Origin of the sequence: Sphingopyxis granuli NBRC 100800, assembly GCF_001591045.1 — a bacterium.
Taxonomy (GTDB): Bacteria; Pseudomonadota; Alphaproteobacteria; order Sphingomonadales; family Sphingomonadaceae; genus Sphingopyxis; species Sphingopyxis granuli.
The window spans coordinates 1-17,993 of record NZ_BCUA01000024.1 but is presented as its reverse complement, the minus strand read 5'-3'; the positions used below and the strand labels follow the sequence as shown (position 1 = coordinate 17,993).

20 protein-coding genes are annotated in these 17,993 nt (G+C 67.7%); 11 read left to right on the top strand and 9 right to left on the bottom strand.

Translation table 11 applies throughout. The annotated features are described in order from the left end of the window. Positions 1-91 precede the first annotated feature (91 nt). The 3 genes from SGR02S_RS07990 (at position 92) to SGR02S_RS07980 (ending at position 3,937) form a co-directional block, all read left to right on the top strand. Positions 92-1,105: a polyprenyl synthetase family protein gene (locus tag SGR02S_RS07990; RefSeq protein ID WP_067107808.1), complete on the top strand. Its 1,014-nt coding sequence runs from the start codon at positions 92-94 to the stop codon at positions 1,103-1,105. A gap of 7 nt (positions 1,106-1,112) precedes the next feature. Further along, positions 1,113-3,587, top strand: a complete 2,475-nt coding sequence (gene hrpB / locus SGR02S_RS07985) for an ATP-dependent helicase HrpB (RefSeq protein ID WP_067107703.1) — start codon at positions 1,113-1,115, stop codon at positions 3,585-3,587. A 71-nt stretch (positions 3,588-3,658) separates the two neighbouring features. After that, the gene (locus tag SGR02S_RS07980; RefSeq protein ID WP_067107702.1) at positions 3,659-3,937 is read left to right on the top strand and encodes an ETC complex I subunit; all 279 of its coding nucleotides are present in this window, start codon (positions 3,659-3,661) and stop codon (positions 3,935-3,937) included. 4 nt (positions 3,938-3,941) lie between these two features. On the opposite strand, the gene pyrF is transcribed toward SGR02S_RS07980, so the two are convergent. The 6 genes from pyrF to SGR02S_RS07950 all read right to left on the bottom strand — a co-directional run bounded on the left by pyrF (position 3,942) and on the right by SGR02S_RS07950 (position 7,054). Then, a complete protein-coding gene (gene pyrF / locus SGR02S_RS07975; protein WP_067107701.1) occupies positions 3,942-4,820 on the bottom strand; it encodes an orotidine-5'-phosphate decarboxylase in 879 nt (292 codons plus the stop codon). A 134-nt stretch (positions 4,821-4,954) separates the two neighbouring features. Continuing rightward, positions 4,955-5,173 (bottom strand): DUF4170 domain-containing protein, encoded by a 219-nt coding sequence (locus SGR02S_RS07970; RefSeq protein ID WP_067107700.1) that lies wholly within the window; start codon positions 5,171-5,173, stop codon positions 4,955-4,957. 156 nt (positions 5,174-5,329) lie between these two features. Beyond that, positions 5,330-5,683: a hypothetical protein gene (locus SGR02S_RS07965; protein WP_067107805.1), complete on the bottom strand. Its 354-nt coding sequence runs from the start codon at positions 5,681-5,683 to the stop codon at positions 5,330-5,332. After that, positions 5,667-6,008, bottom strand: a complete 342-nt coding sequence (locus SGR02S_RS07960) for a hypothetical protein (RefSeq protein ID WP_243469403.1) — start codon at positions 6,006-6,008, stop codon at positions 5,667-5,669. Before SGR02S_RS07960 ends, SGR02S_RS07965 begins: the two co-directional genes overlap by 17 nt. Positions 6,009-6,052: 44 nt before the next feature. Further along, entirely contained in the window at positions 6,053-6,505 is a 453-nt protein-coding gene (locus SGR02S_RS07955) for a phage holin family protein (protein WP_067107697.1), read from the bottom strand. A 6-nt stretch (positions 6,506-6,511) separates the two neighbouring features. Next, complete coding sequence (locus SGR02S_RS07950) at positions 6,512-7,054, bottom strand: hypothetical protein (RefSeq protein ID WP_067107802.1); 543 nt, start codon at positions 7,052-7,054, stop codon at positions 6,512-6,514. Between the two features lie 216 nt (positions 7,055-7,270). Here SGR02S_RS07950 and eno point away from each other — a divergent pair, with 216 nt between their 5' ends. Next, the gene (eno, locus tag SGR02S_RS07945) at positions 7,271-8,545 is read left to right on the top strand and encodes a phosphopyruvate hydratase (protein WP_067107695.1); all 1,275 of its coding nucleotides are present in this window, start codon (positions 7,271-7,273) and stop codon (positions 8,543-8,545) included. 1 nt (position 8,546) lies between these two features. Here the strand turns inward: eno and SGR02S_RS07940 are convergent, their stop codons facing one another. Next, complete coding sequence (locus SGR02S_RS07940) at positions 8,547-9,305, bottom strand: class I SAM-dependent methyltransferase (RefSeq protein WP_067107693.1); 759 nt, start codon at positions 9,303-9,305, stop codon at positions 8,547-8,549. Between the two features lie 124 nt (positions 9,306-9,429). Between SGR02S_RS07940 and SGR02S_RS07935 the strand changes: the two genes are divergently transcribed. The 6 genes from SGR02S_RS07935 (at position 9,430) to SGR02S_RS07910 (ending at position 14,278) form a co-directional block, all read left to right on the top strand. After that, a complete protein-coding gene (locus tag SGR02S_RS07935; RefSeq protein ID WP_067107690.1) occupies positions 9,430-9,756 on the top strand; it encodes an FtsB family cell division protein in 327 nt (108 codons plus the stop codon). A 138-nt stretch (positions 9,757-9,894) separates the two neighbouring features. Beyond that, entirely contained in the window at positions 9,895-10,965 is a 1,071-nt protein-coding gene (pdhA, locus tag SGR02S_RS07930) for a pyruvate dehydrogenase (acetyl-transferring) E1 component subunit alpha (protein WP_067107687.1), read from the top strand. A 1-nt stretch (position 10,966) separates the two neighbouring features. Continuing rightward, positions 10,967-12,376, top strand: a complete 1,410-nt coding sequence (locus tag SGR02S_RS07925; protein WP_067107684.1) for a pyruvate dehydrogenase complex E1 component subunit beta — start codon at positions 10,967-10,969, stop codon at positions 12,374-12,376. Positions 12,377-12,487: 111 nt separating this feature from the next. Next, positions 12,488-13,120: a hypothetical protein gene (locus tag SGR02S_RS07920; RefSeq protein WP_067107680.1), complete on the top strand. Its 633-nt coding sequence runs from the start codon at positions 12,488-12,490 to the stop codon at positions 13,118-13,120. 85 nt (positions 13,121-13,205) lie between these two features. Continuing rightward, positions 13,206-13,925, top strand: coding sequence for a serine O-acetyltransferase EpsC (gene epsC / locus SGR02S_RS07915; protein ID WP_067107799.1), 720 nt, complete (start codon positions 13,206-13,208; stop codon positions 13,923-13,925). Further along, complete coding sequence (locus tag SGR02S_RS07910; protein ID WP_067107677.1) at positions 13,925-14,278, top strand: DUF2794 domain-containing protein; 354 nt, start codon at positions 13,925-13,927, stop codon at positions 14,276-14,278. Before epsC ends, SGR02S_RS07910 begins: the two co-directional genes overlap by 1 nt. Here SGR02S_RS07910 and SGR02S_RS07905 read toward each other — a convergent pair. Then, positions 14,250-15,311: a hypothetical protein gene (locus SGR02S_RS07905; protein WP_067107673.1), complete on the bottom strand. Its 1,062-nt coding sequence runs from the start codon at positions 15,309-15,311 to the stop codon at positions 14,250-14,252. The genes SGR02S_RS07910 and SGR02S_RS07905 overlap by 29 nt on opposite strands. Before the next feature lie 123 nt (positions 15,312-15,434). Further along, a complete protein-coding gene (locus SGR02S_RS07900; protein WP_067107670.1) occupies positions 15,435-16,337 on the bottom strand; it encodes an SDR family oxidoreductase in 903 nt (300 codons plus the stop codon). Positions 16,338-16,610: 273 nt separating this feature from the next. Between SGR02S_RS07900 and SGR02S_RS07895 the strand changes: the two genes are divergently transcribed. Continuing rightward, entirely contained in the window at positions 16,611-17,885 is a 1,275-nt protein-coding gene (locus SGR02S_RS07895; RefSeq protein ID WP_255211418.1) for an OprO/OprP family phosphate-selective porin, read from the top strand. Positions 17,886-17,993 lie beyond the last annotated feature (108 nt).

Here is a 17,993-nt window from a genome sequence, read left to right as displayed (position 1 = left end):
CGTGCCCGGCACGCTTGGCACCGGCGGGGGGCGGCTGGCAAGCCGAAAGTCGTTGCAAAATCGGGATGGCGCGGCCAAGGCTCGCCGCGTCATGACTGCCGAAATCCTCCAGCTCCACGGCGACCGGCCGCCCTCGCTCGACCCGATGATGGCGCTCGTCGCCGCCGATATGAACGAGGTGAATGCGGTCATCCTCGACCGCATGCAGTCGCAGGTGCCCTTGATCCCCGAGCTGGCGGGTCATCTGATCGCGGGCGGCGGCAAGCGGATGCGGCCGATGCTGACGCTGGCGTGCGGAAAGCTGCTCGATTATCCGGGCCACCGCCATTGCAAGCTCGCCGCGGCGGTCGAGTTCATCCACACCGCGACGCTGCTCCACGACGATGTCGTCGACGGGTCGGACCTGCGCCGCGGCCGCAAGACCGCGAACATCATCTGGGGCAACAGCGCGTCGGTCCTCGTCGGCGATTTCCTGTTCAGCCGAGCTTTCGAGGTGATGGTCGAGGATGGTTCGCTGAAGGTGCTGAAGATCCTCTCCCGCGCGTCCGCGGTGATTGCCGAGGGCGAGGTGAACCAGCTTTCGGCGCAGCGCCGGATCGAGACGAGCGAGGACCAGTATCTCGAGATCATCAACGCCAAGACCGCCGAACTGTTCGCCGCGGCGTGCAAGATCGCGGCGGTGGTCGCCGAGCGCGACGAGGCGACCGAGGCGGCGCTCGACGCCTATGGCCGCAATCTCGGCATCGCCTTCCAGCTTGTCGACGATGCGATCGACTATGTCTCCGACGAGGCGACGATGGGGAAGGGGGTCGGCGACGATTTCCGCGATGGCAAGGTCACGCTGCCCGTCATCCTCGCCTATGCGCGCGGCACGGCGGAGGAGCGCGAATTCTGGAAGCAGGCGATCGTCGGCCACCGGACCTCGGACGACGACCTCGCCCATGCGACCGCGCTGCTGCTGAAGCACGACACGATTGCCGACACGCTGGCGCGGGCGCGTCACTACGGCCAGCGCGCGGTCGATGCGATCGGCGGCTTCCGTGCCAGCCGGGCCAAGGCGGCGCTGACCGAAGCCGTCGCCTTCGCGGTCGCCCGCGCCTATTGAACCGGGGATGACGCGCGGGTCGACGATCCTGCCGATCGACGCGGTGCTGCCCGACATATTGGCGGCGCTGACCCTGAAACCCAATGCTGTCGTCGTCGCGCCGCCCGGTGCGGGCAAGACGACGCGCGTCGCGCCCGCCCTGCTCGACCAACCGTGGTGCAAGGGCGCGATATGGCTGCTTTCGCCGCGCCGGCTCGCGGCGCGCGCCGCGGCCGAACGGATCGCCGAGGAAATGGGCGCCGCGGTCGGTGGGCTCGTCGGCTATGCGACGCGGCTCGACAGCCGCCAGTCGCCCGCGACGCGGCTGCTGGTGATGACCCCCGGCCTGTTCCGCAATCGCATCCTCGCCGACCCGGAGCTTCAGGGCGTGTCGGCGGTGCTGTTCGACGAGGTCCACGAACGCAGCCTCGACGGCGATTTCGCGCTCGCGCTGGCCATCGACGCGCAACAGGGGCTGCGCGACGACCTGCGTCTCGTCGCCATGTCGGCGACGCTCGATGGCGCACGCTTTAGCGCCCTGCTCGGCGACGCGGCGGTGATCCGGAGCGAGGGGAAAAGCTGGCCGCTCGACCTGCGGCATGTCGGCCGCCGTGCCGAGGATCGGCTCGAAGCATCGCTGCTGGCGACGGTGCGGCAGGCGATGGCCGACGAACCGGAGGGCGACATGCTCGCCTTCCTGCCCGGCGCTGCCGACATCGAGCGCGCCGCGGCGGCGGTCGAGGCGGCCGGCCTGCCTCTCGTCGTCCATCGCCTCCATGGGCAGGTCGACCCGGCGCAGCAGCGCAAGGCGCTTGTGCGCGACCCCGATGGCGCGCGCAAGCTGATCCTCGCGACGAGCATCGCGGAGACCAGCCTGACCATCGACGGCGTGCGCATCGTCATCGACGCCGGCTTGTCGCGCCGCCCGCGTTTCGACAAGGCGGCGGGGATCGCGCGGCTCGTCACCGAACGGGCAAGCCAGGCATCGGCGACCCAGCGTGCGGGGCGCGCGGCGCGTCAGGGGCCGGGGGTTGCCTATCGGTTGTGGGAAGCGGCGGCGACCGCGGGCATGCCGCCGTTCGACCCGCCCGAGATCCACGAGAACGACCTGATGCCGGTCGTGCTCGATTGCGCGAGCTGGGGCATCGTCGATCCGCGGCAGCTCGGCTGGCTCGATCCGCCGTCGCCGGCCGCCGTCGCCGAAGCAAAGGGGCGATTGCAGGCGATCGATGCGCTCGGCGACGACGGGCGCATCACGCCGCATGGTCAGGCGCTCGCGGCCGTACCGTTGCCGGTGCCTCTCGCGCACATGCTGCTCGACGCGGCAGGGGCGGGCGAGGCCGGTCTCGCGGCGCGGCTCGCGGTGCTGCTTACCGAGCCGGGGCTCGGCGGTCGCGGCGTCGATATCGAGGCGCGGCTCGGCCGCTGGAAGGCGATGAGGGGCGACCGCGCCGAGGGCGCGATACGTCTGGTCCGGCGCCTTGCCGCGCTGGGCGAACGATTGGCGGAGCCATCCGGATCGAGCGAAACGCGCTCGATCGGCGGCTGGATCGCGACGGCTTGGCCTGACCGCGTCGCGCGCCGGCGCGCTGGCCAGCGCGGCGAATATCTGGGCGTCGGCGGGCGCGCCTATCGCATCGATCCTGTCGATCCGCTCGCGGGTAGCGAATGGCTCGCCATCGCCGACGCGCAAGGGCATGCGGCGGGCGTGCGCATCCTCGCCGCGGCGGCAATCGACGCGGCCGAGGTCGAGGCGATCTTCGCCGACCGCATCGTTCAGCAGACGGCGAGCCGCTACGACGCCGATACCGACCGCGTCGACCACCGCCGCGAACGGCGGTTGGGCGCGGTTGTGCTGACAAGCGGCCGGACGGCGCGCGAGGCCGGGGCCGAGGACGACGGTGCGGTGCGGCTTGCCGCGGTGCGCGATAAGGGGCTCGGGCTGATCGGCTGGGGTCCGGCATCGCAGGCGCTGCGCCAGCGGGCCTCTTTCGCCGGCCTCGACGCGCTGTCGACGGCCGCGCTTGCCGACAGCCTCGACATCTGGCTCGAACCGTTGCTCGGCAATTGCCGGGGGCTGCGCGACATCGGCGACCGGCGGCTGGCCGACGCGTTGGCGGGCCTGCTCGATTGGCCGGCACGGCAGTTGCTCGAAAAGCTGGCGCCCGCCGACTATGCGACGCCGGCGGGCAGCCGCCACGCGATCGACTATGGCGCCGAGGGCGGACCGACGGTCAGCGTGCGGGTGCAGGAGATGTTCGGCCTCGCGCGCCATCCGACCGTCGGCGATCCGCCGATGCCGCTCGTCCTCGCGCTGACCTCGCCGGCGCATCGCCCGATCCAGACGACGCGCGACATCGTTTCATTCTGGAAAGGAAGCTGGCACGAGGTGGCGCGCGAGATGCGCGGACGCTATCCGAAACACAGCTGGCCCGACGACCCGGCAAGCGCGCGGCCGACCTTGCTCACCAAGGCGGCGCAGGCGCGGCGCGATGCGCGATAAGCCCTCTTTCCGGGCGCGCCGCAAATGGCTAAGGCGGCGGCATCGGCACCAGCACCAGTTGAGGACGAACCATGAAAGCGCGGATTTTCCAGAAGCCCAAGAATGCGATGCAGTCAGGCCGCGCCGGAACGCAGCGCTGGATGCTGGAGTTCGCCCCCGCCGAACCGCGCAAGGCCGATCCGCTGATGGGCTGGGCGGGCAGCGGCGACACGCAGCGTCAGCTTCGCCTGGGCTTTGCGACCCGCGACGAGGCGCTCGCCTATGCCGCGCGCGAGGGTCTGGAAGTCGAAATCATCCCGACGCCGACGCGCCGTCTGAAGATCCAGGCCTACGCCGACAATTTCCGCTGACGCATCATCCCGGCAAGGAAGCGTGTATCGCGGCTGAGTTGAGAGCCTGGCGAAACCCGTCAAGGCGGCTCTGGATCAAGGCGCGATAGGCATCGAGCGGCATCTTGCGATCTTCGACGGCTCCGACGCCGCGCGAGGCGGAAGCGAGCACGGGCCCGGTCGGCGTCGCGAGGGTGGAAGTCGCGCGCGGGTCCCCGCCCTGAAAACCCAGGCCCGGCGCGAGAAAAGCCGATCGCGGCATGACGGTTCGCAATCGTTGCCCCTGCGACGGGTAGGTCGCGCCGACGACGGCGCCGACCGCGCCTATCCCATGATCGCCGATGGTTTCGTCCGCCCACTCGGCCACGGTTTCGGCTACGCGCTCCGACACGGGAGCGCCGTCCGCGCTTTGATCCTGAAGCCAACCCGATCCGGGATTGGAGGTCTTGACGAGAACGAAGAGCCCCTTGCCGTAATCGCGGGCGCAATTGACGAAGGGCTCGAGCGTTTCCGGCCCCAGGAACGGGTTGACCGTCAGGCAGTCGACTTCAAGGTCCGAGCCGCCCGGCACCAGATAGGCGCGCGCGTAAGCATCGGCGGTCGATCCGATATCCCCGCGCTTCGCATCGAGGATCACCGCCATCCCACGTTCGCGCGCGATCGCGACGCATCGTGCGAGGCTGGCCACCCCGCCGCTGCCGAACGCCTCGAAATGAGCCGACTGGAATTTGACGAAGCCGACCTTGCCTTCCGCGCCGTCGAGAAGGGCCGTGACGTATCGTTCCAGGAACAGATCGGACCGGTCGCACAGCGACAAGGGCGCATGATCTGGCGCCGGATCGATTCCCAGAACGAGGGAGCCGACCGTTTCGATCTTCGATTTTACGGTGTCGCCCCAGTGCATATCCCGTTTCCCGCCGATCCAGCGCCGGTCATCTGCCACTTCGTCGCCGAATCCGCAAACGATTAGCGTGGACCGAGCAGACGGCGGATGTGGGAAAGGAAACGAGTGATCGCGGCTTGCGGCGGAACGACGGATCAGGCGTCGGCGTCGGGCTGCAGCAGTTTGTGCAGGTGGACGACGACATATTTCATCTCGGCGTCGTCGACGGTGCGCTGCGCGGCGGCGCGCCATGCCTTTTCGGCGGCCTTGTAGTCGGGGAACAGGCCGACGATGTCGAGGTTGTTCAGGTCGACGAAATCGAGGCCCTGGGGATCGCTGACGCGACCACCGAAGACGAGGTGCAGCTTGCTCATTGTCTATATTCCTTGGCGTGCAGCGCTGGGGAGGGAAGGGCGCGCCCCTAACAGCCCCGCGCCGTTACGGCAAGGGGCCACCATGGTCGCAGCAGGCCACCGCGGACCTGCTTCGGCGCTCCCGGCTCAGCGCGCCGGCTCAGTGCGGATGACGGCCTATTCGGAATCCCCGCGGTTCGGCAGCAGCGAGCCGAGCAGAGCCCCCACCGCCGCGGCGCCGGCGAGCAGGGCAAGCGGCTGTTCCTCGGCCACGGTCTTGAGCTTGCCGCCCGCACGCTTCGCCTGGGCCTTGCCCTTCTCATAGGCTTGCTCAGCGGCCTCGCGTGCCGCGTCAGCCTGTTCGCGGCCTTTGGACGCGAGCTCGCTCGTCGCCGCGCGGGCGCGGCCATAGCCTTCCTGGATGCGCGCCTTAGCCGCCTCGGCGGTTGCGCGGGCATTTTCGGCGGTTTTCTCCGCAAGTTCATTCGCTTTCGCCTGCGCGTCGCGGGCGGTCTCACCGAAGGGCTTCATCGTCATTCTCCATCGTCTGTGCACTTTCGTCCGCGGCCGTGTCGGCGGGGCGCAGTCGTTCGGCGAGCGCGTTCGCGAGATCGCGTGCCTTGCGCCCGACCGTGGGGGCGTACGTTCTGATCGGTTCGCGAAACATCCATGCGAGCCCGGCGACGGCGGCCAGCGTGATCGGCAGGCGGTTGTCGCGAAACTGCTTGCGGACCGCGTGCGCGGTGTCGTCGACCGCAGCGCTCAGGCGATATTTGCCGCGATCGACGAGCGCCTGCGGTTTGAAGGCCTGCTGCGCCACGTCCAGTTTGCGGCGCAGCTGCGCGCGCTGCATCATCGACCGGCGCGCGGCGTTGATCAGGCGGTTGCGCGATGCGGGCATCAGTCGTCGTCTCCCTCGTGCATCAGATCGCGGCGCAGCGCCGTCCTGACATCGCCGACGCTGACCTTCGCGCGCCAGCCGGCGAAGCCCGCAAGCGCGATCAGCGACGCAAAGACGATCAGCGTCGCGAGCAGCGGTCCGACGTGCGGGGCGAGGACCAGGATCGCGCCGAACGCCACCGCCAGCATCGCCACGAGCAGCGCGCAGGCGGCGACGAAACCCCAAGCCGACGCCCATTTGACCCCGTGTCCGGCGAGCGCGCCGCGTGCTTCGAGCAGCGCCAGTTCCGCTCTGGCGGTCGTCGACAGATTGTCGACGACATCGCGGACGATGTCCTCGAGCGGCACCGGTGGCGGCGGCGCGGCGGGACCGTTGGGCGCGTAACCGTGGCTTACGCCATCGAAGGCGCGCCTATCGGAGGCGGGCGGCGTGTCGGGATCGTGCGGCGGCAAGACAGATCAGCCGTTGTTCGAGCCCTTCAGCATCCGGGCGAGAACGAAACCGATCACCGCCGCGGCGCCGACAGCAACCGCCGGGCTCTTCTTGACGAAATCGCGCGTCGAAGCAGCGAGTTCGTCGAGGTCCTTCTGGTCGAGCGTCGAGGCGAGGCCCGCGACGGTCGAGGCCGCCGAGCGGGCATAGTCGCCATATTGCTTGCCGAACTTGCTGTCGACGGTACCGGCGCTGTCCTCGAGCATCTTGGCGAGGCTGCCGACGGCTTCGGCGGCCTTGTCCTTGCCCTTGGTTGCCGCGTCGCGGGCCTTCGTCGATGCCTGGTTGGCGAGCGTCGTCGCTTCGTCCTTCAGCGAGGCGGCCTTCTTGCCGGCTTCGGTCTTGATCGTGTCGCGCGTCGCGGCAAGCTGATCGCGGATCGGATGGTCCTTCGCCGCCTTCACGGTCGCGGGATTGCGAGCCGGGGCAGCCTTGGTCGCACCGGCCTTTGCCGGTGCCTTGGCGCGGGGAGCAGCCTTTTTCGTCGCGGGAGTAGCGGCTTTGGCCATCACGTCATCCTCTTCATCTGTGTCGAACGCCACGCCTGCCGTGCCGTCGATGATCCTGTCCCCACTATATAGCAAGGCGCGCCGAATGGTTCCATAGCGCCGCGAATTTCCCGCGAAAATTCCCGCGGCACCGGTTGCCTTGCCGGCGCGGCGTCGATAACAGGCGGGCGCCTTCCTCATCCGGCCAGCGATGGCCTTTTCAACAGGACCCGACCCATGACCGCGATCATCGACATCCACGGCCGCGAAATCCTCGACAGCCGCGGCAATCCCACCGTCGAAGTCGATGTGCTGCTGGAGGACGGCAGCTTCGGCCGCGCCGCGGTGCCCTCGGGCGCCTCGACCGGCGCGCACGAGGCGGTCGAACTGCGCGACGGCGATAAGGCGCGCTATCTGGGCAAGGGCGTGACCAAGGCCGTCGCGGCGGTGAACGGCGAGATCGCCGAGGCGCTGATCGGCATGGAGGCCGAGGATCAGCGCGACCTCGACATGGCGATGATCGACCTCGACGGCACGCCGAACAAGGGTCGCCTCGGCGCCAATGCGATCCTGGGCGTCAGCCTGGCCGCCGCGAAGGCCGCGGCCGATGCGCGCGGCCTGCCGCTCTACCGCTATGTCGGCGGCGTGTCGGCGCGTACCCTGCCGGTGCCGATGATGAACATCATCAACGGCGGCGAGCATGCCGACAATCCGATCGACGTGCAGGAATTCATGATCATGCCGGTCGGCGCGAGCAGCATCGCCGATGCCGTGCGCTGGGGCAGCGAAATCTTCCACACGCTGAAGAAGGGGCTCGCGCAAAAGGGGCTCGCGACCGCGGTCGGCGACGAGGGCGGCTTTGCCCCGAACCTCGCCTCGACGCGCGACGCGCTCGACTTCATCGCCGCGTCGGTCGAGCAGGCCGGGTTCAAGCTGGGCAGCGACGTCGTGCTGGCGCTCGATTGCGCCGCGACCGAATTCTTCAAGGGCGGCAAATATGAGATCAGCGGCGAAAGCCTGTCGCTGACCCCCGAACAAATGGCCGATTATCTCGCGGCGCTGGTCAGGGATTACCCGATCAAGTCGATCGAGGACGGGATGAGCGAGGATGATTTCACCGGCTGGAAGGCGCTGACCGATCTGATCGGCGACCGGTGCCAGCTTGTCGGCGACGACCTGTTCGTCACCAACCCGGCGCGCCTCGAAGAGGGGATCAAGAGCGGGCTCGCCAATTCGCTGCTCGTCAAGGTCAACCAGATCGGCACGCTGTCGGAGACGCTCGACGCGGTCGATATGGCGCATCGCGCGCGCTACACGGCGGTGATGTCGCACCGTTCGGGCGAGACCGAGGATGCGACGATCGCCGACCTCGCGGTCGCGACCAACTGCGGCCAGATCAAGACCGGCAGCCTCGCGCGGTCCGACCGGCTCGCCAAATACAACCAGCTCATCCGCATCGAGGAGGAACTGGGCGATATGGCGCGCTATCCGGGTGCGTCGATCTTCGGTTGAGCTACGCGGCTTCGAACAGCGCCATGTCGATCGTGAAGGAGCCGTCGGCCTCGATCGCATAATGGCGCGCGACCGTATCGCTCGCCGCTGCCTGCAACGCGCGGATCGCTTCGACCTGGACGGACGGCGTTCGCATGCGCGCGGTCCAGTCGGCGAAATCCATTCGCAGCCGTGCCGTGACGACGGCGCCGACCGAGAAGCCGGCGCGCGTCAGCATCGCGGCCCATTCGGCCTGGGAATAATCGCGGACATGCGATGTATCGCGCAATAGCTCGACCGACTGAAGGTGCGTGTCGCGCGCGGCTTCGCCGGGGGACACGATATCGATGAACAGGGCCGGGGCCCCGCGCGCCAGCACGCGCCGCGCTTCGCGCAGCCCCGCCTCGGCGTCGCGCCAGTGATGGGCCGAAAAGCGGCAGGCGAGGAAATCGAAGCCGCCGTCGGGAAGGGGCAGGGCTTCGGCCGAGGCGACGATCGTCTCGATATTGCCGATCTGCCGCCGCGCGGCTTCGGCTTCGACCGCCGCGAGCATGTCGGACGACAGGTCGCACGCCGTGACGGCACCCGCGTGCGGCGCGATCGCATAGGCGACATGGCCTCCGCCGCAACCGAGGTCGAGCGCGCGCCGCGGACGCAACGCCGCGGCGCGCGCGGCGATCCGCGCAAGATCGTCCCCCGTCGCATGCACGGCGCTGGTGACATAGGACCGGGCGGTCGGGCCGAACTGTTCGCGGACGCGATCATCGTGATGGCTGCTCATTTCGGGCGTCTTCCCACAGGCTTTTGCCCCGCGCAAGCCCGGTTCCCGCCTGTTTCGTCCGAAGGCGGAGGAGGATCGCATCATGCCGCTTGACGTCTGGAATCACTTGTGATTCAACGCCCGAATGACGCAGCGCCACAAATTCCGCAAGTCGATGAGCCGGGCCGTCGGTCCCGCCGTGGCGCTGATCGCGGTGCTGGCGATGATCGGCTATATCATCTTCGGTCCGACCGGGCTCTACGCCTGGGGCGACTACAGCCAGTCGGTCGAGAAGAAGCGCGTCGTGCTGAGCGAACTGGCCAAGAAGCAGAACGAACTGCAGAACCGCGTCAACCTGCTCGATCGCCGGCGCGTCGACCCCGATCTGGCGGACGAATATGTGCGCGAGAAACTGGGCGTCAATCACCAGGACGAGGTGATCATTCCGATGGACGGATCGGAAAAGCCCTAGGTCACAGACCTAGACGTCCCGACGGGACGGAGAAACCCGGAAAGGCATATCGGGCGGCCCGAAGCGGGCGTTGCCAATCATGGCTGGGCAGTCCTATAGGAGGCCTTGCCGTAACGGCTAAACGCAAAGGAAACCGCCTTGGCCAAAGCACCTGCGCGCAAGACTGCCGCGCCAAAAAAAACTGCATCCACCCCAGCCCCCACGTCCAACCGCGAAACACCGCGCGATCCCGCCCCCTATGAGGCGACACCGGAGGAACTCGAGACATTCTATCGCGAGATGCTGCTCATCCGGCGTTTCGAGGAGAAGGCCGGCCAGCTCTACGGCCTCGGCCTGATCGGCGGCTTCTGTCACCTCTATATCGGGCAGGAGGCCGTCGCGGTCGGCCTGCAATCGGCGCTCGACGGCGACAAGGACAGCGTCATCACCGGCTATCGCGACCATGGCCACATGCTCGCCTATGGCATCGATCCCAAGGTGATCATGGCCGAACTGACCGGCCGCGCCGCGGGCATTTCGCGCGGCAAGGGCGGTTCGATGCACATGTTCAGCGTCGAGCATAAATTCTATGGCGGTCACGGCATCGTCGGCGCGCAGGTCGCGCTCGGTACCGGTCTTGCCTTCGCGCACAAATATCGCGGCGACGGCGGCGTCGCCATGGCCTATTTCGGCGACGGCGCCGCGAACCAGGGTCAGGTGTACGAAAGCTTCAACATGGCCGAGCTGTGGAAGCTGCCGATCATCTTCGTGATCGAGAACAACCAGTATGCGATGGGCACGTCAGTCAACCGCTCGTCGGCCGAGGATCAGCTCTATCGCCGCGGCGAGAGCTTCCGCATTCCCGGCATGCAGATCGACGGCATGGACGTGCTCGCGGTGCGCGGCGCGGCCGAGGCGGCGCTCGAATGGGTGCGCGCGGGCAAGGGACCGATCCTGCTCGAACTCAAGACCTATCGCTATCGCGGCCACTCGATGTCCGACCCCGCCAAATACCGCAGCCGCGAAGAGGTGCAGGCGGTGCGCGACAAGTCGGACGCGATCGAGGGGCTGAAGAAGCTGATGCTCGATGCCGGGATCGGCGAGGAAAAGATCAAGGAGATCGACAAGGAAATCCGCCAGGTCGTGAACGAGGCCGCAGACTTCGCCGAAAGCGCGCCGGAACCGGAGCTTTCCGACCTTTATACCGATGTGCTGGTGGAGCAATATTGAGATGGCGATCGAACTGAAGATGCCGGCGCTGTCGCCGACGATGGAAGAAGGCACGCTCGCCAAATGGCTCGTCAAGGAAGGCGACGAAGTGAAGTCGGGCGACATTCTCGCCGAGATCGAGACCGACAAGGCGACGATGGAATATGAAGCGGTCGACGAAGGCACGGTCGCGCAGATCCTGATCGCCGAAGGGACCGACAATGTGAAGGTCGGCACGGTGATCGCGCTGATCGCGGGCGAGGGGGAGGAGGCCGCTCCGGCAACTGGGCCTGCCCCCGCCCCCGCTCCCGCGGAACAGGCGCCGACGGCGGCCGAGGCGAAGAGCGAGAGCGCGGAGGCGCCGAAGAAGGCCGAATCGGGCACCGATCAGCTTGCCGTCAAGGCGAAGGCGCAGGTCGCGGACCCCGACATTCCCGCCGGCACCGCGATGGTCAAGCTCACCGTCCGCGAGGCGCTGCGCGATGCTATGGCCGAGGAAATGCGCGCCGACGACCGCATCTTCGTGATGGGCGAGGAGGTCGCCGAATATCAGGGCGCCTACAAGGTCACGCAGGGGCTGCTCGACGAGTTCGGGGCGCGGCGCGTCGTCGATACGCCGATCACCGAATATGGCTTTGCCGGGCTGGGCACCGGCGCGGCGATGGGCGGACTGCGTCCGATCATCGAGTTCATGACCTTCAACTTCGCGATGCAGGCGATCGACCACATCATCAACTCGGCGGCAAAGACCAATTACATGTCGGGTGGACAGATGCGCTGTCCGATCGTGTTTCGCGGCCCCAACGGCGCCGCGTCGCGCGTCGGGGCGCAGCACAGCCAGAATTATGCCCCGTGGTATGCGAGCGTCCCCGGCCTGATCGTGATCGCGCCCTATGACGCGGCCGATGCCAAGGGGCTGCTCAAGGCCGCGATCCGCAGCGAGGACCCGGTGGTCTTCCTCGAGAACGAGTTGCTCTATGGCCGCAGCTTCGAGGTTCCCGACGTCGAGGATTATGTGCTGCCGATCGGCAAGGCGCGGATCATGCGCGAAGGCAATGACGTTACCATCGTCAGCTATTCGATCGGCGTCGGGCTCGCGCTCGAGGCGGCTGAGGCGCTGGCGGGCGAGGGCATCGACGCAGAGGTCATCGACCTGCGCACGCTGCGCCCGCTCGACACCGCGACGGTGCTCGCCAGCCTGAAGAAGACGAACCGCATGGTCGTCGTCGAGGAAGGCTGGCCGACCTGCTCGATCGCCAGCGAACTGGCGATGGTCGCGATGGAGCAGGGTTTCGACGATCTCGATGCGCCCGTGATGCGTGTGACCGACGAGGATGTGCCGCTGCCCTATGCTGCCAATCTCGAAAAGGCGGCGCTGGTCGACACGCCGCGCGTGATCGCGGCGGTGAAGGCCGCGTGCAACCGCGGTTGACCGCATCTTTGCCATGACCGTCGCCCGCGCGGAGGCGGGGCGACGGTCGGGCGGCAAGCGATGAGTGTGTCGAGGTCGCAATGACGGCTTTGAAATGATAGCGCGCCGCACATGACCGGCGACGACGAATCCGAGGCAAGCCTCTATCCCGACCTGCGCGATCCGCGCGTCATGGTCGCCGTGCCGCGCGACCGCCGCGCCGCGATGACGGCGCTGTGGGCGCTGGCCGAGCGGCTGGGCAAGTTGGTCCGCGATGCGCGCGAGCCGCTGATCGCGCAGATCAAGCTCGCCTGGTGGCGCGACATGATGGCGACGCTCGAAAACGACCCGACCGCGCTGCCGAAGGGCGAGCCGCTGCTCGCCGAACTGCAGACGGACTGGGCGGGGAAGGCCGGGCTTGGCGCGCTTCCCGATGCCGCCGAGGCGCTGCTGCTTGCCGACGATGGTGCGGTACGGAGCGCGGCCGCGTGCGACTTCGGCACGGCGCTTTTCGCTCTGTCGGGCGGCGGCGGCGGTGAGCGCTGGGGCCTCGTCTGGGCAGCGACATTGCAGGGCGAAGCGGAGGCGGCGCACCGGCTGTTCGCCGATGCCCGCGACCGTCCGCGACCGTCGCGGGCCGCCGTCGGTCATCGCGCGCTGCTGATGCTTGATCGCTGGGCTGGGGCGATCGCCGCGCATGGGGGCGAGCGCCGCTGGCGCCGCGAGGAACTGCTGCTTTTCCGGATCGGGCTTCTGGGCCGCTGACGAAAGTGCGGCGCCGGGGGTGGAAATGCGCCCGCCGAACCTCTATCTTGCCGCGAACAAGACAGGGTCGCAGGGGAAAAATGCGATGTTCAACGGGCTCGTCGCCTATCTGGATTCGATCAAGGCGCGCGACCCCGCGCCACGGACCCGCTGGGAAATCCTGCTCTATCCGGGCTTGCTCGCGGTCGGCATGCACCGCATCGCGCACTGGTTGTTCGAGGCCGACCTGTTCTTCCTCGCCCGCTTCGTCAATCATCTGGCGCGCTGGCTGACCGGGATCGATATCCACCCGGGGGCGACGATCGGCCGCCATCTGTTCATCGATCACGGCTTTGGCGTCGTCATCGGCGAAACGGCGGAGATCGGCGACAATGTCTCCATCTATCAGGACGTGACGCTGGGCGGCACCGATCCCGCCAACGGCATCGGCGGCAAGCGGCACCCGACGCTGTGCGACGATGTCATCGTCGGATCGGGCGCGCAGATATTGGGGCCGGTCGTCGTCAACGCGCGCGCGCGTGTCGGCGCCAACGCCGTGGTGACCAGGGACGTGCCCGAGGGCGCGGTGATGGTCGGCATTCCGGCGCGCTCGACGCTGGTCGATGCGACCGAATATGCGCGCGAGTTCGTGCCCTATGGCACGCCGTGCAGCGAAACCTTCGATCCGGCTACGCAGAAGATCGAGCTGCTCCAGTGCCAGCTCGACCAGCTTCAGAAGCAGCTCGCCGCGTTGATCGCGGAACGCGATGCCGACGGGGCCGAGGACAATGCGCCGCGGCGCAAGGGAGGTCGGAAAAGCGCCTGATGGGGACGGTCACGCCGCTCCCCTTCGCCGGTCGCGCCGCTCCGCGGCAGACGGTGTTCGACCGGCACGAACTGACCCGCATCCTCGATCTCTACGGCCGCATGGTCGCGGCCGGGAAGTGGCGCGACTATGCGATGGACTTCCATCACGACGTCGCGATCTTCTCCGCCTTTCGCCGCAGCGCCGAGCGTCCCGAATATCGCATAGAGAAACGCCCCGCCTTGCGGAGCCGCCAGGGCATGTGGGCGCTGGTGTCCGAGGGCGGGGCGGTGCTGAAGCGCGGGGACGAGCTGACGAATGTGCTCGCCCCCGTCGAGCGCAAGCTTATGAAGCTGGTTGTGGGCGGATCGTAGCGGGAAGCTGTTCCGCCAGCCCGGCGGGCAGCATCGCGACGATCACCGCGCGGGCGTTCTGCCAGAAGGCGGAAAGCAGCAGCAGCGCCGATCCGATCACGAAGGCGGTCAGCGCGACGTTGAGTTCGACGGCGCCGAAGGTGCGGAAAAGCTGGGTCAGCGCGAAGAGCACGTAGGCGAGCGCCGAAACGAGCAGCGCGCGGCGGTCGACCGCCAGCGCGATCAGCCCGAACAGCACATAGATGCCGACGACCATCACCGCGGCGGCGCTGGAAATATCGTCGCCCTGCGTCACGCCGAGCAGATGGAAGATTGGGTGCGCGATCATCGGCGCCGCGAGCAGGTGCAGCCAGAAGGCGACGTCGCTGCGGCGCGTCGTGCGCGTGCGGTCGCTGCGGTCCCACCACATGGCGAGCGCGAAGACGCCGAGCCCCGCGACCAGCACCAGCGCCATCACCAGGTCGGGCGACCCGAAGCTGCCGACGACCGACAGGATCAGCGCGACCGCCGTCGCGGCGAGCGCGGCGGTGCCGGCGGCGACGGTGATCGGCACCATGAAGCGCTTCCAGTGCAGCCAGGTCGCCGCCGCGGTGACGAGCGCGATGCCGCCGATCAGCAGGGCGCCGGCCGTGTCGCCGAGACGCGGACCGAACAGCGCCTCGCCGTGCCGAAAGAAGAAACCGAGCATCGCCGCGCAGACGCCGCCCGAAAAGGCGAGGACGAGCACGATACTGGGGAGCGCCATCCGGCGGTGCCGGGTGAAATATTCGGCGAGCAGCCACGCCGACGCCGCGACGAAGGCGCCCGCGAGCGCCGTGTGGATCGATTCGCCGATCCAGCCCACCGCGACGAGCAGGATGACCGCCGCGATGCTGACGAAAATATCGTTGAATCCGGTGATGAGGCGGAAGGATTCCTCGTCCGCTCCGGGGGCGTCGCGCACCGATGCGACATGCGACCGAAAAGCCTGAACGGCTTCCGGCGTCAACACCTTCGCATCGACCGCGGCTTGCAGGTCGCTTTCACTATACATCGGGGTCGTCCTTTCGTCCGATCCCCTTGCCCCGCGACGGTTATCGCATGAGCGTGTTAGTGTGTCAATACGGTGAAGCGCTGCGGCCTCCCCATCGCCATGCGACAGGGAGGGTTTTTCGCGTCAGCCCAGCGCCTGCAACGCCTTCATCACGATCATCGACTGCTCGCTGCCCGATTGCGGGACGATTTCGCCGTTGCGGTCGATGATCTTCTCCCATGCCGCGGCGATGCCCTCGGGCGTGCGCTCGTCCTCGGGCAGCGCGACGCCCGGCGTGGCGGTGACATAGGCGGCATGGAAGGCCCCGGCGCCCGCGCCGACGATCATGTTGGTCGGGGCGTCCTCACTGACGAGGAACAGCGCGGCGGGCACGACGTTTTCGGGCGTGAACTTCTCGAACAGTTCGGGCGGGAAGATATCCTCGGTCATGCGCGTGCCCGCGACCGGGGCGATCGTGTTGCAGCGGACGTTGTATTTCGCGCCTTCGAGATGCAGCGTCTTGGTCAGGCCGGCCAGGCCGAGCTTCGCCGCGCCGTAATTGGCCTGGCCGAAATTGCCGTAGAGGCCGGTCGACGAGGCGGTCATCAGGATGCGGCCATAGGCCTGGTCGCGCATGATGTCCCAGCACGCCTTGGTGACGTTGGCGCTGCCGAGCAGGTGAACCTTCACGACGAGGTCGAAGTCGTCCATCGTCATCTTCGCGAAGCTCTTGTCGCGCAGGATGCCGGCGTTGTTGATCAGGACGTGGACGCCGCCCCATTCTTCCTTCGCCTTGGCGACCATTTCGACCATCTGTTCATATTCGGTGACGCTGCCGCCGTTCGACATGGCGGTGCCGCCGGCGGCGCGGATTTCCTCGACCACCTGCAGCGCGGCGTCCGAATGGCCGGTGCCGTCGCGCGCGCCGCCGAGGTCGTTGACGACGACCTTTGCGCCGCGCCGCGCGAGTTCGAGCGCATAGGCGCGGCCCAGCCCGCCGCCGGCGCCGGTGACGATGGCTACACGTCCGTCGAATTTGATCGCCATGATGATCTCCTGAATTGAGCCGTCCGCGAAGCGTTGCGGAAGAAAACGGGGATGTCCTTAGCCGTTCGGGCCGTGCTGGCAAGGGGGAAGGACACAAGGGCGATATTCATCGAAATGTCATTCAAATGACGTGCAACTGTCATCTATCGGTCATACGGCCCCCCCGAATAGCCACCCTTTCGCAATGGAGCGATTTCGATGCGCCTCGCCTGTCCAGCGGCCCTGCTCGCGACCACGATGCTTTGTCTGCCTGCAACCGCGCACGCCCAGGCCATGACCGCCGACGAGGCTTCGGCGCTCCGCGCGGAACTTGCCGCGCTGCGGACGCAGGTGGAGAGGCTGGAGGCGCGGCTCGATGCGGCGGACGCGGGATCGCCGGGCGCGTCGCCTTCCGCCTCCGCACCGGCCCCCGCGGCATCCGCCGCACCGGTGACGACGTGGAAGGGCGCGCCCGAGATCGGCAATGCCGACGGGTGGAGCTTCAAGCCGCGCGGGCGGGTGCAGATCGACGTTGCGGGCATCGACACGCCCGGCGCAACCGGGAACCGCGGTGGTATCGGGAGCGAATTCCGCCGTGTCTATCTGGGCGTCGACGGCAAGATTCCGGGCGGTTTCTCCTATCGGATCGAGGCGGATCTGGCGAACGGTTCGGTGGAACTGACCGACGTCTACCTCACCTATGGTCCCGGACCGCTGTCGGTCACGGTGGGGCAGGTCAAACCCTTCTGGTCGCTCGACGAGATGACGAGCGACCTGTTCACCAGCGTCATGGAGCGTGCCGCCTTCACCCAGGCGTTCGGATTCGAACGCCGTCTGGGGCTGTCGGCGCAGTATAAGGGCAAGGCATTCCTCGCGCAGGCGGGCGTCTTCGGCGACAATGCCAACGATCTGCTCGACGATGCCAACAACAGTTTCGGCGTCGACGGCCGCGCCGTGTGGATGCCGAAGTTCGGCGACACGCAACTTCATCTCGGCGGGTCGGCGCATTGGCGCGACTTCAACGATTCCGCGGCGACGACCCGTTATCGCGCGCGCCCGTTCGCGCACACCACCGACGTCCGGCTGGTCGATACCGGCGCGATCGCGGCTACCGGCGAGCGCGGGCTGGGGCTGGAGGCGGCGCTGTTGTCGGGGCCTTTCCATGCCGCGGGCGAAACCTTCTGGCAGACGGTGCGGCGGCCAGGGCTTCCCGATCCGACCTTCTTCGGCGGCTATGCGGAGGTCGGTATGGTGCTGACGGGCGAGAGCCGGACCTATAAGGACGGCGCCTTCGACCGGCTGAAACCGTCCAGCCCGATCACCGCGGGCGGGATCGGCGCGTTCGAAGTGAACGCGCGGTACGACCATCTCGACCTCAATGATGCGGGCATCGCCGGGGGACGGCAGAGAGCGGCCTTGGTCGGGCTGGTCTGGGCACCGATCGACTATGTCCGCATCACCGCCAACTACGGCAGGCTGTGGATCGACGACGCACGCATCGCGACGGCGGCGGGCGACCGCGATTATTCGGCGGATACGTTCGGACTGCGGACGCAGATCGATTTCTGACGGAGCGGTTTTAAAGGGGCGGCGAGCGTTCCCCAAATTCCGTCATCCCGGACTCGATCGGCATATACACCCTTCAGGCAAGTCAGGAACTGTTCCCCGGCGAAAGCC

What these genes read in the sequence shown, in the direction of transcription:
- SGR02S_RS07990 (WP_067107808.1), top strand. Translation starts at nt 92, where the DNA reads ATGACTGCCGAAATCCTCCAGCTCCACGGCGACCGGCCGCCCTCGCTC.
- hrpB (WP_067107703.1), top strand. Translation starts at nt 1,113, where the DNA reads ATGACGCGCGGGTCGACGATCCTGCCGATCGACGCGGTGCTGCCCGAC.
- SGR02S_RS07980 (WP_067107702.1), top strand. Translation starts at nt 3,659, where the DNA reads ATGAAAGCGCGGATTTTCCAGAAGCCCAAGAATGCGATGCAGTCAGGC.
- pyrF (WP_067107701.1), bottom strand. Translation starts at nt 4,820, where the DNA reads ATGCACTGGGGCGACACCGTAAAATCGAAGATCGAAACGGTCGGCTCC.
- SGR02S_RS07970 (WP_067107700.1), bottom strand. Translation starts at nt 5,173, where the DNA reads ATGAGCAAGCTGCACCTCGTCTTCGGTGGTCGCGTCAGCGATCCCCAG.
- SGR02S_RS07965 (WP_067107805.1), bottom strand. Translation starts at nt 5,683, where the DNA reads ATGAAGCCCTTCGGTGAGACCGCCCGCGACGCGCAGGCGAAAGCGAAT.
- SGR02S_RS07960 (WP_243469403.1), bottom strand. Translation starts at nt 6,008, where the DNA reads ATGATGCAGCGCGCGCAGCTGCGCCGCAAACTGGACGTGGCGCAGCAG.
- SGR02S_RS07950 (WP_067107802.1), bottom strand. Translation starts at nt 7,054, where the DNA reads ATGGCCAAAGCCGCTACTCCCGCGACGAAAAAGGCTGCTCCCCGCGCC.
- eno (WP_067107695.1), top strand. Translation starts at nt 7,271, where the DNA reads ATGACCGCGATCATCGACATCCACGGCCGCGAAATCCTCGACAGCCGC.
- SGR02S_RS07940 (WP_067107693.1), bottom strand. Translation starts at nt 9,305, where the DNA reads ATGAGCAGCCATCACGATGATCGCGTCCGCGAACAGTTCGGCCCGACC.
- SGR02S_RS07935 (WP_067107690.1), top strand. Translation starts at nt 9,430, where the DNA reads ATGACGCAGCGCCACAAATTCCGCAAGTCGATGAGCCGGGCCGTCGGT.
- SGR02S_RS07925 (WP_067107684.1), top strand. Translation starts at nt 10,967, where the DNA reads ATGGCGATCGAACTGAAGATGCCGGCGCTGTCGCCGACGATGGAAGAA.
- SGR02S_RS07920 (WP_067107680.1), top strand. Translation starts at nt 12,488, where the DNA reads ATGACCGGCGACGACGAATCCGAGGCAAGCCTCTATCCCGACCTGCGC.
- epsC (WP_067107799.1), top strand. Translation starts at nt 13,206, where the DNA reads ATGTTCAACGGGCTCGTCGCCTATCTGGATTCGATCAAGGCGCGCGAC.
- SGR02S_RS07910 (WP_067107677.1), top strand. Translation starts at nt 13,925, where the DNA reads ATGGGGACGGTCACGCCGCTCCCCTTCGCCGGTCGCGCCGCTCCGCGG.
- SGR02S_RS07905 (WP_067107673.1), bottom strand. Translation starts at nt 15,311, where the DNA reads ATGTATAGTGAAAGCGACCTGCAAGCCGCGGTCGATGCGAAGGTGTTG.
- SGR02S_RS07900 (WP_067107670.1), bottom strand. Translation starts at nt 16,337, where the DNA reads ATGGCGATCAAATTCGACGGACGTGTAGCCATCGTCACCGGCGCCGGC.
- SGR02S_RS07895 (WP_255211418.1), top strand. Translation starts at nt 16,611, where the DNA reads ATGACCGCCGACGAGGCTTCGGCGCTCCGCGCGGAACTTGCCGCGCTG.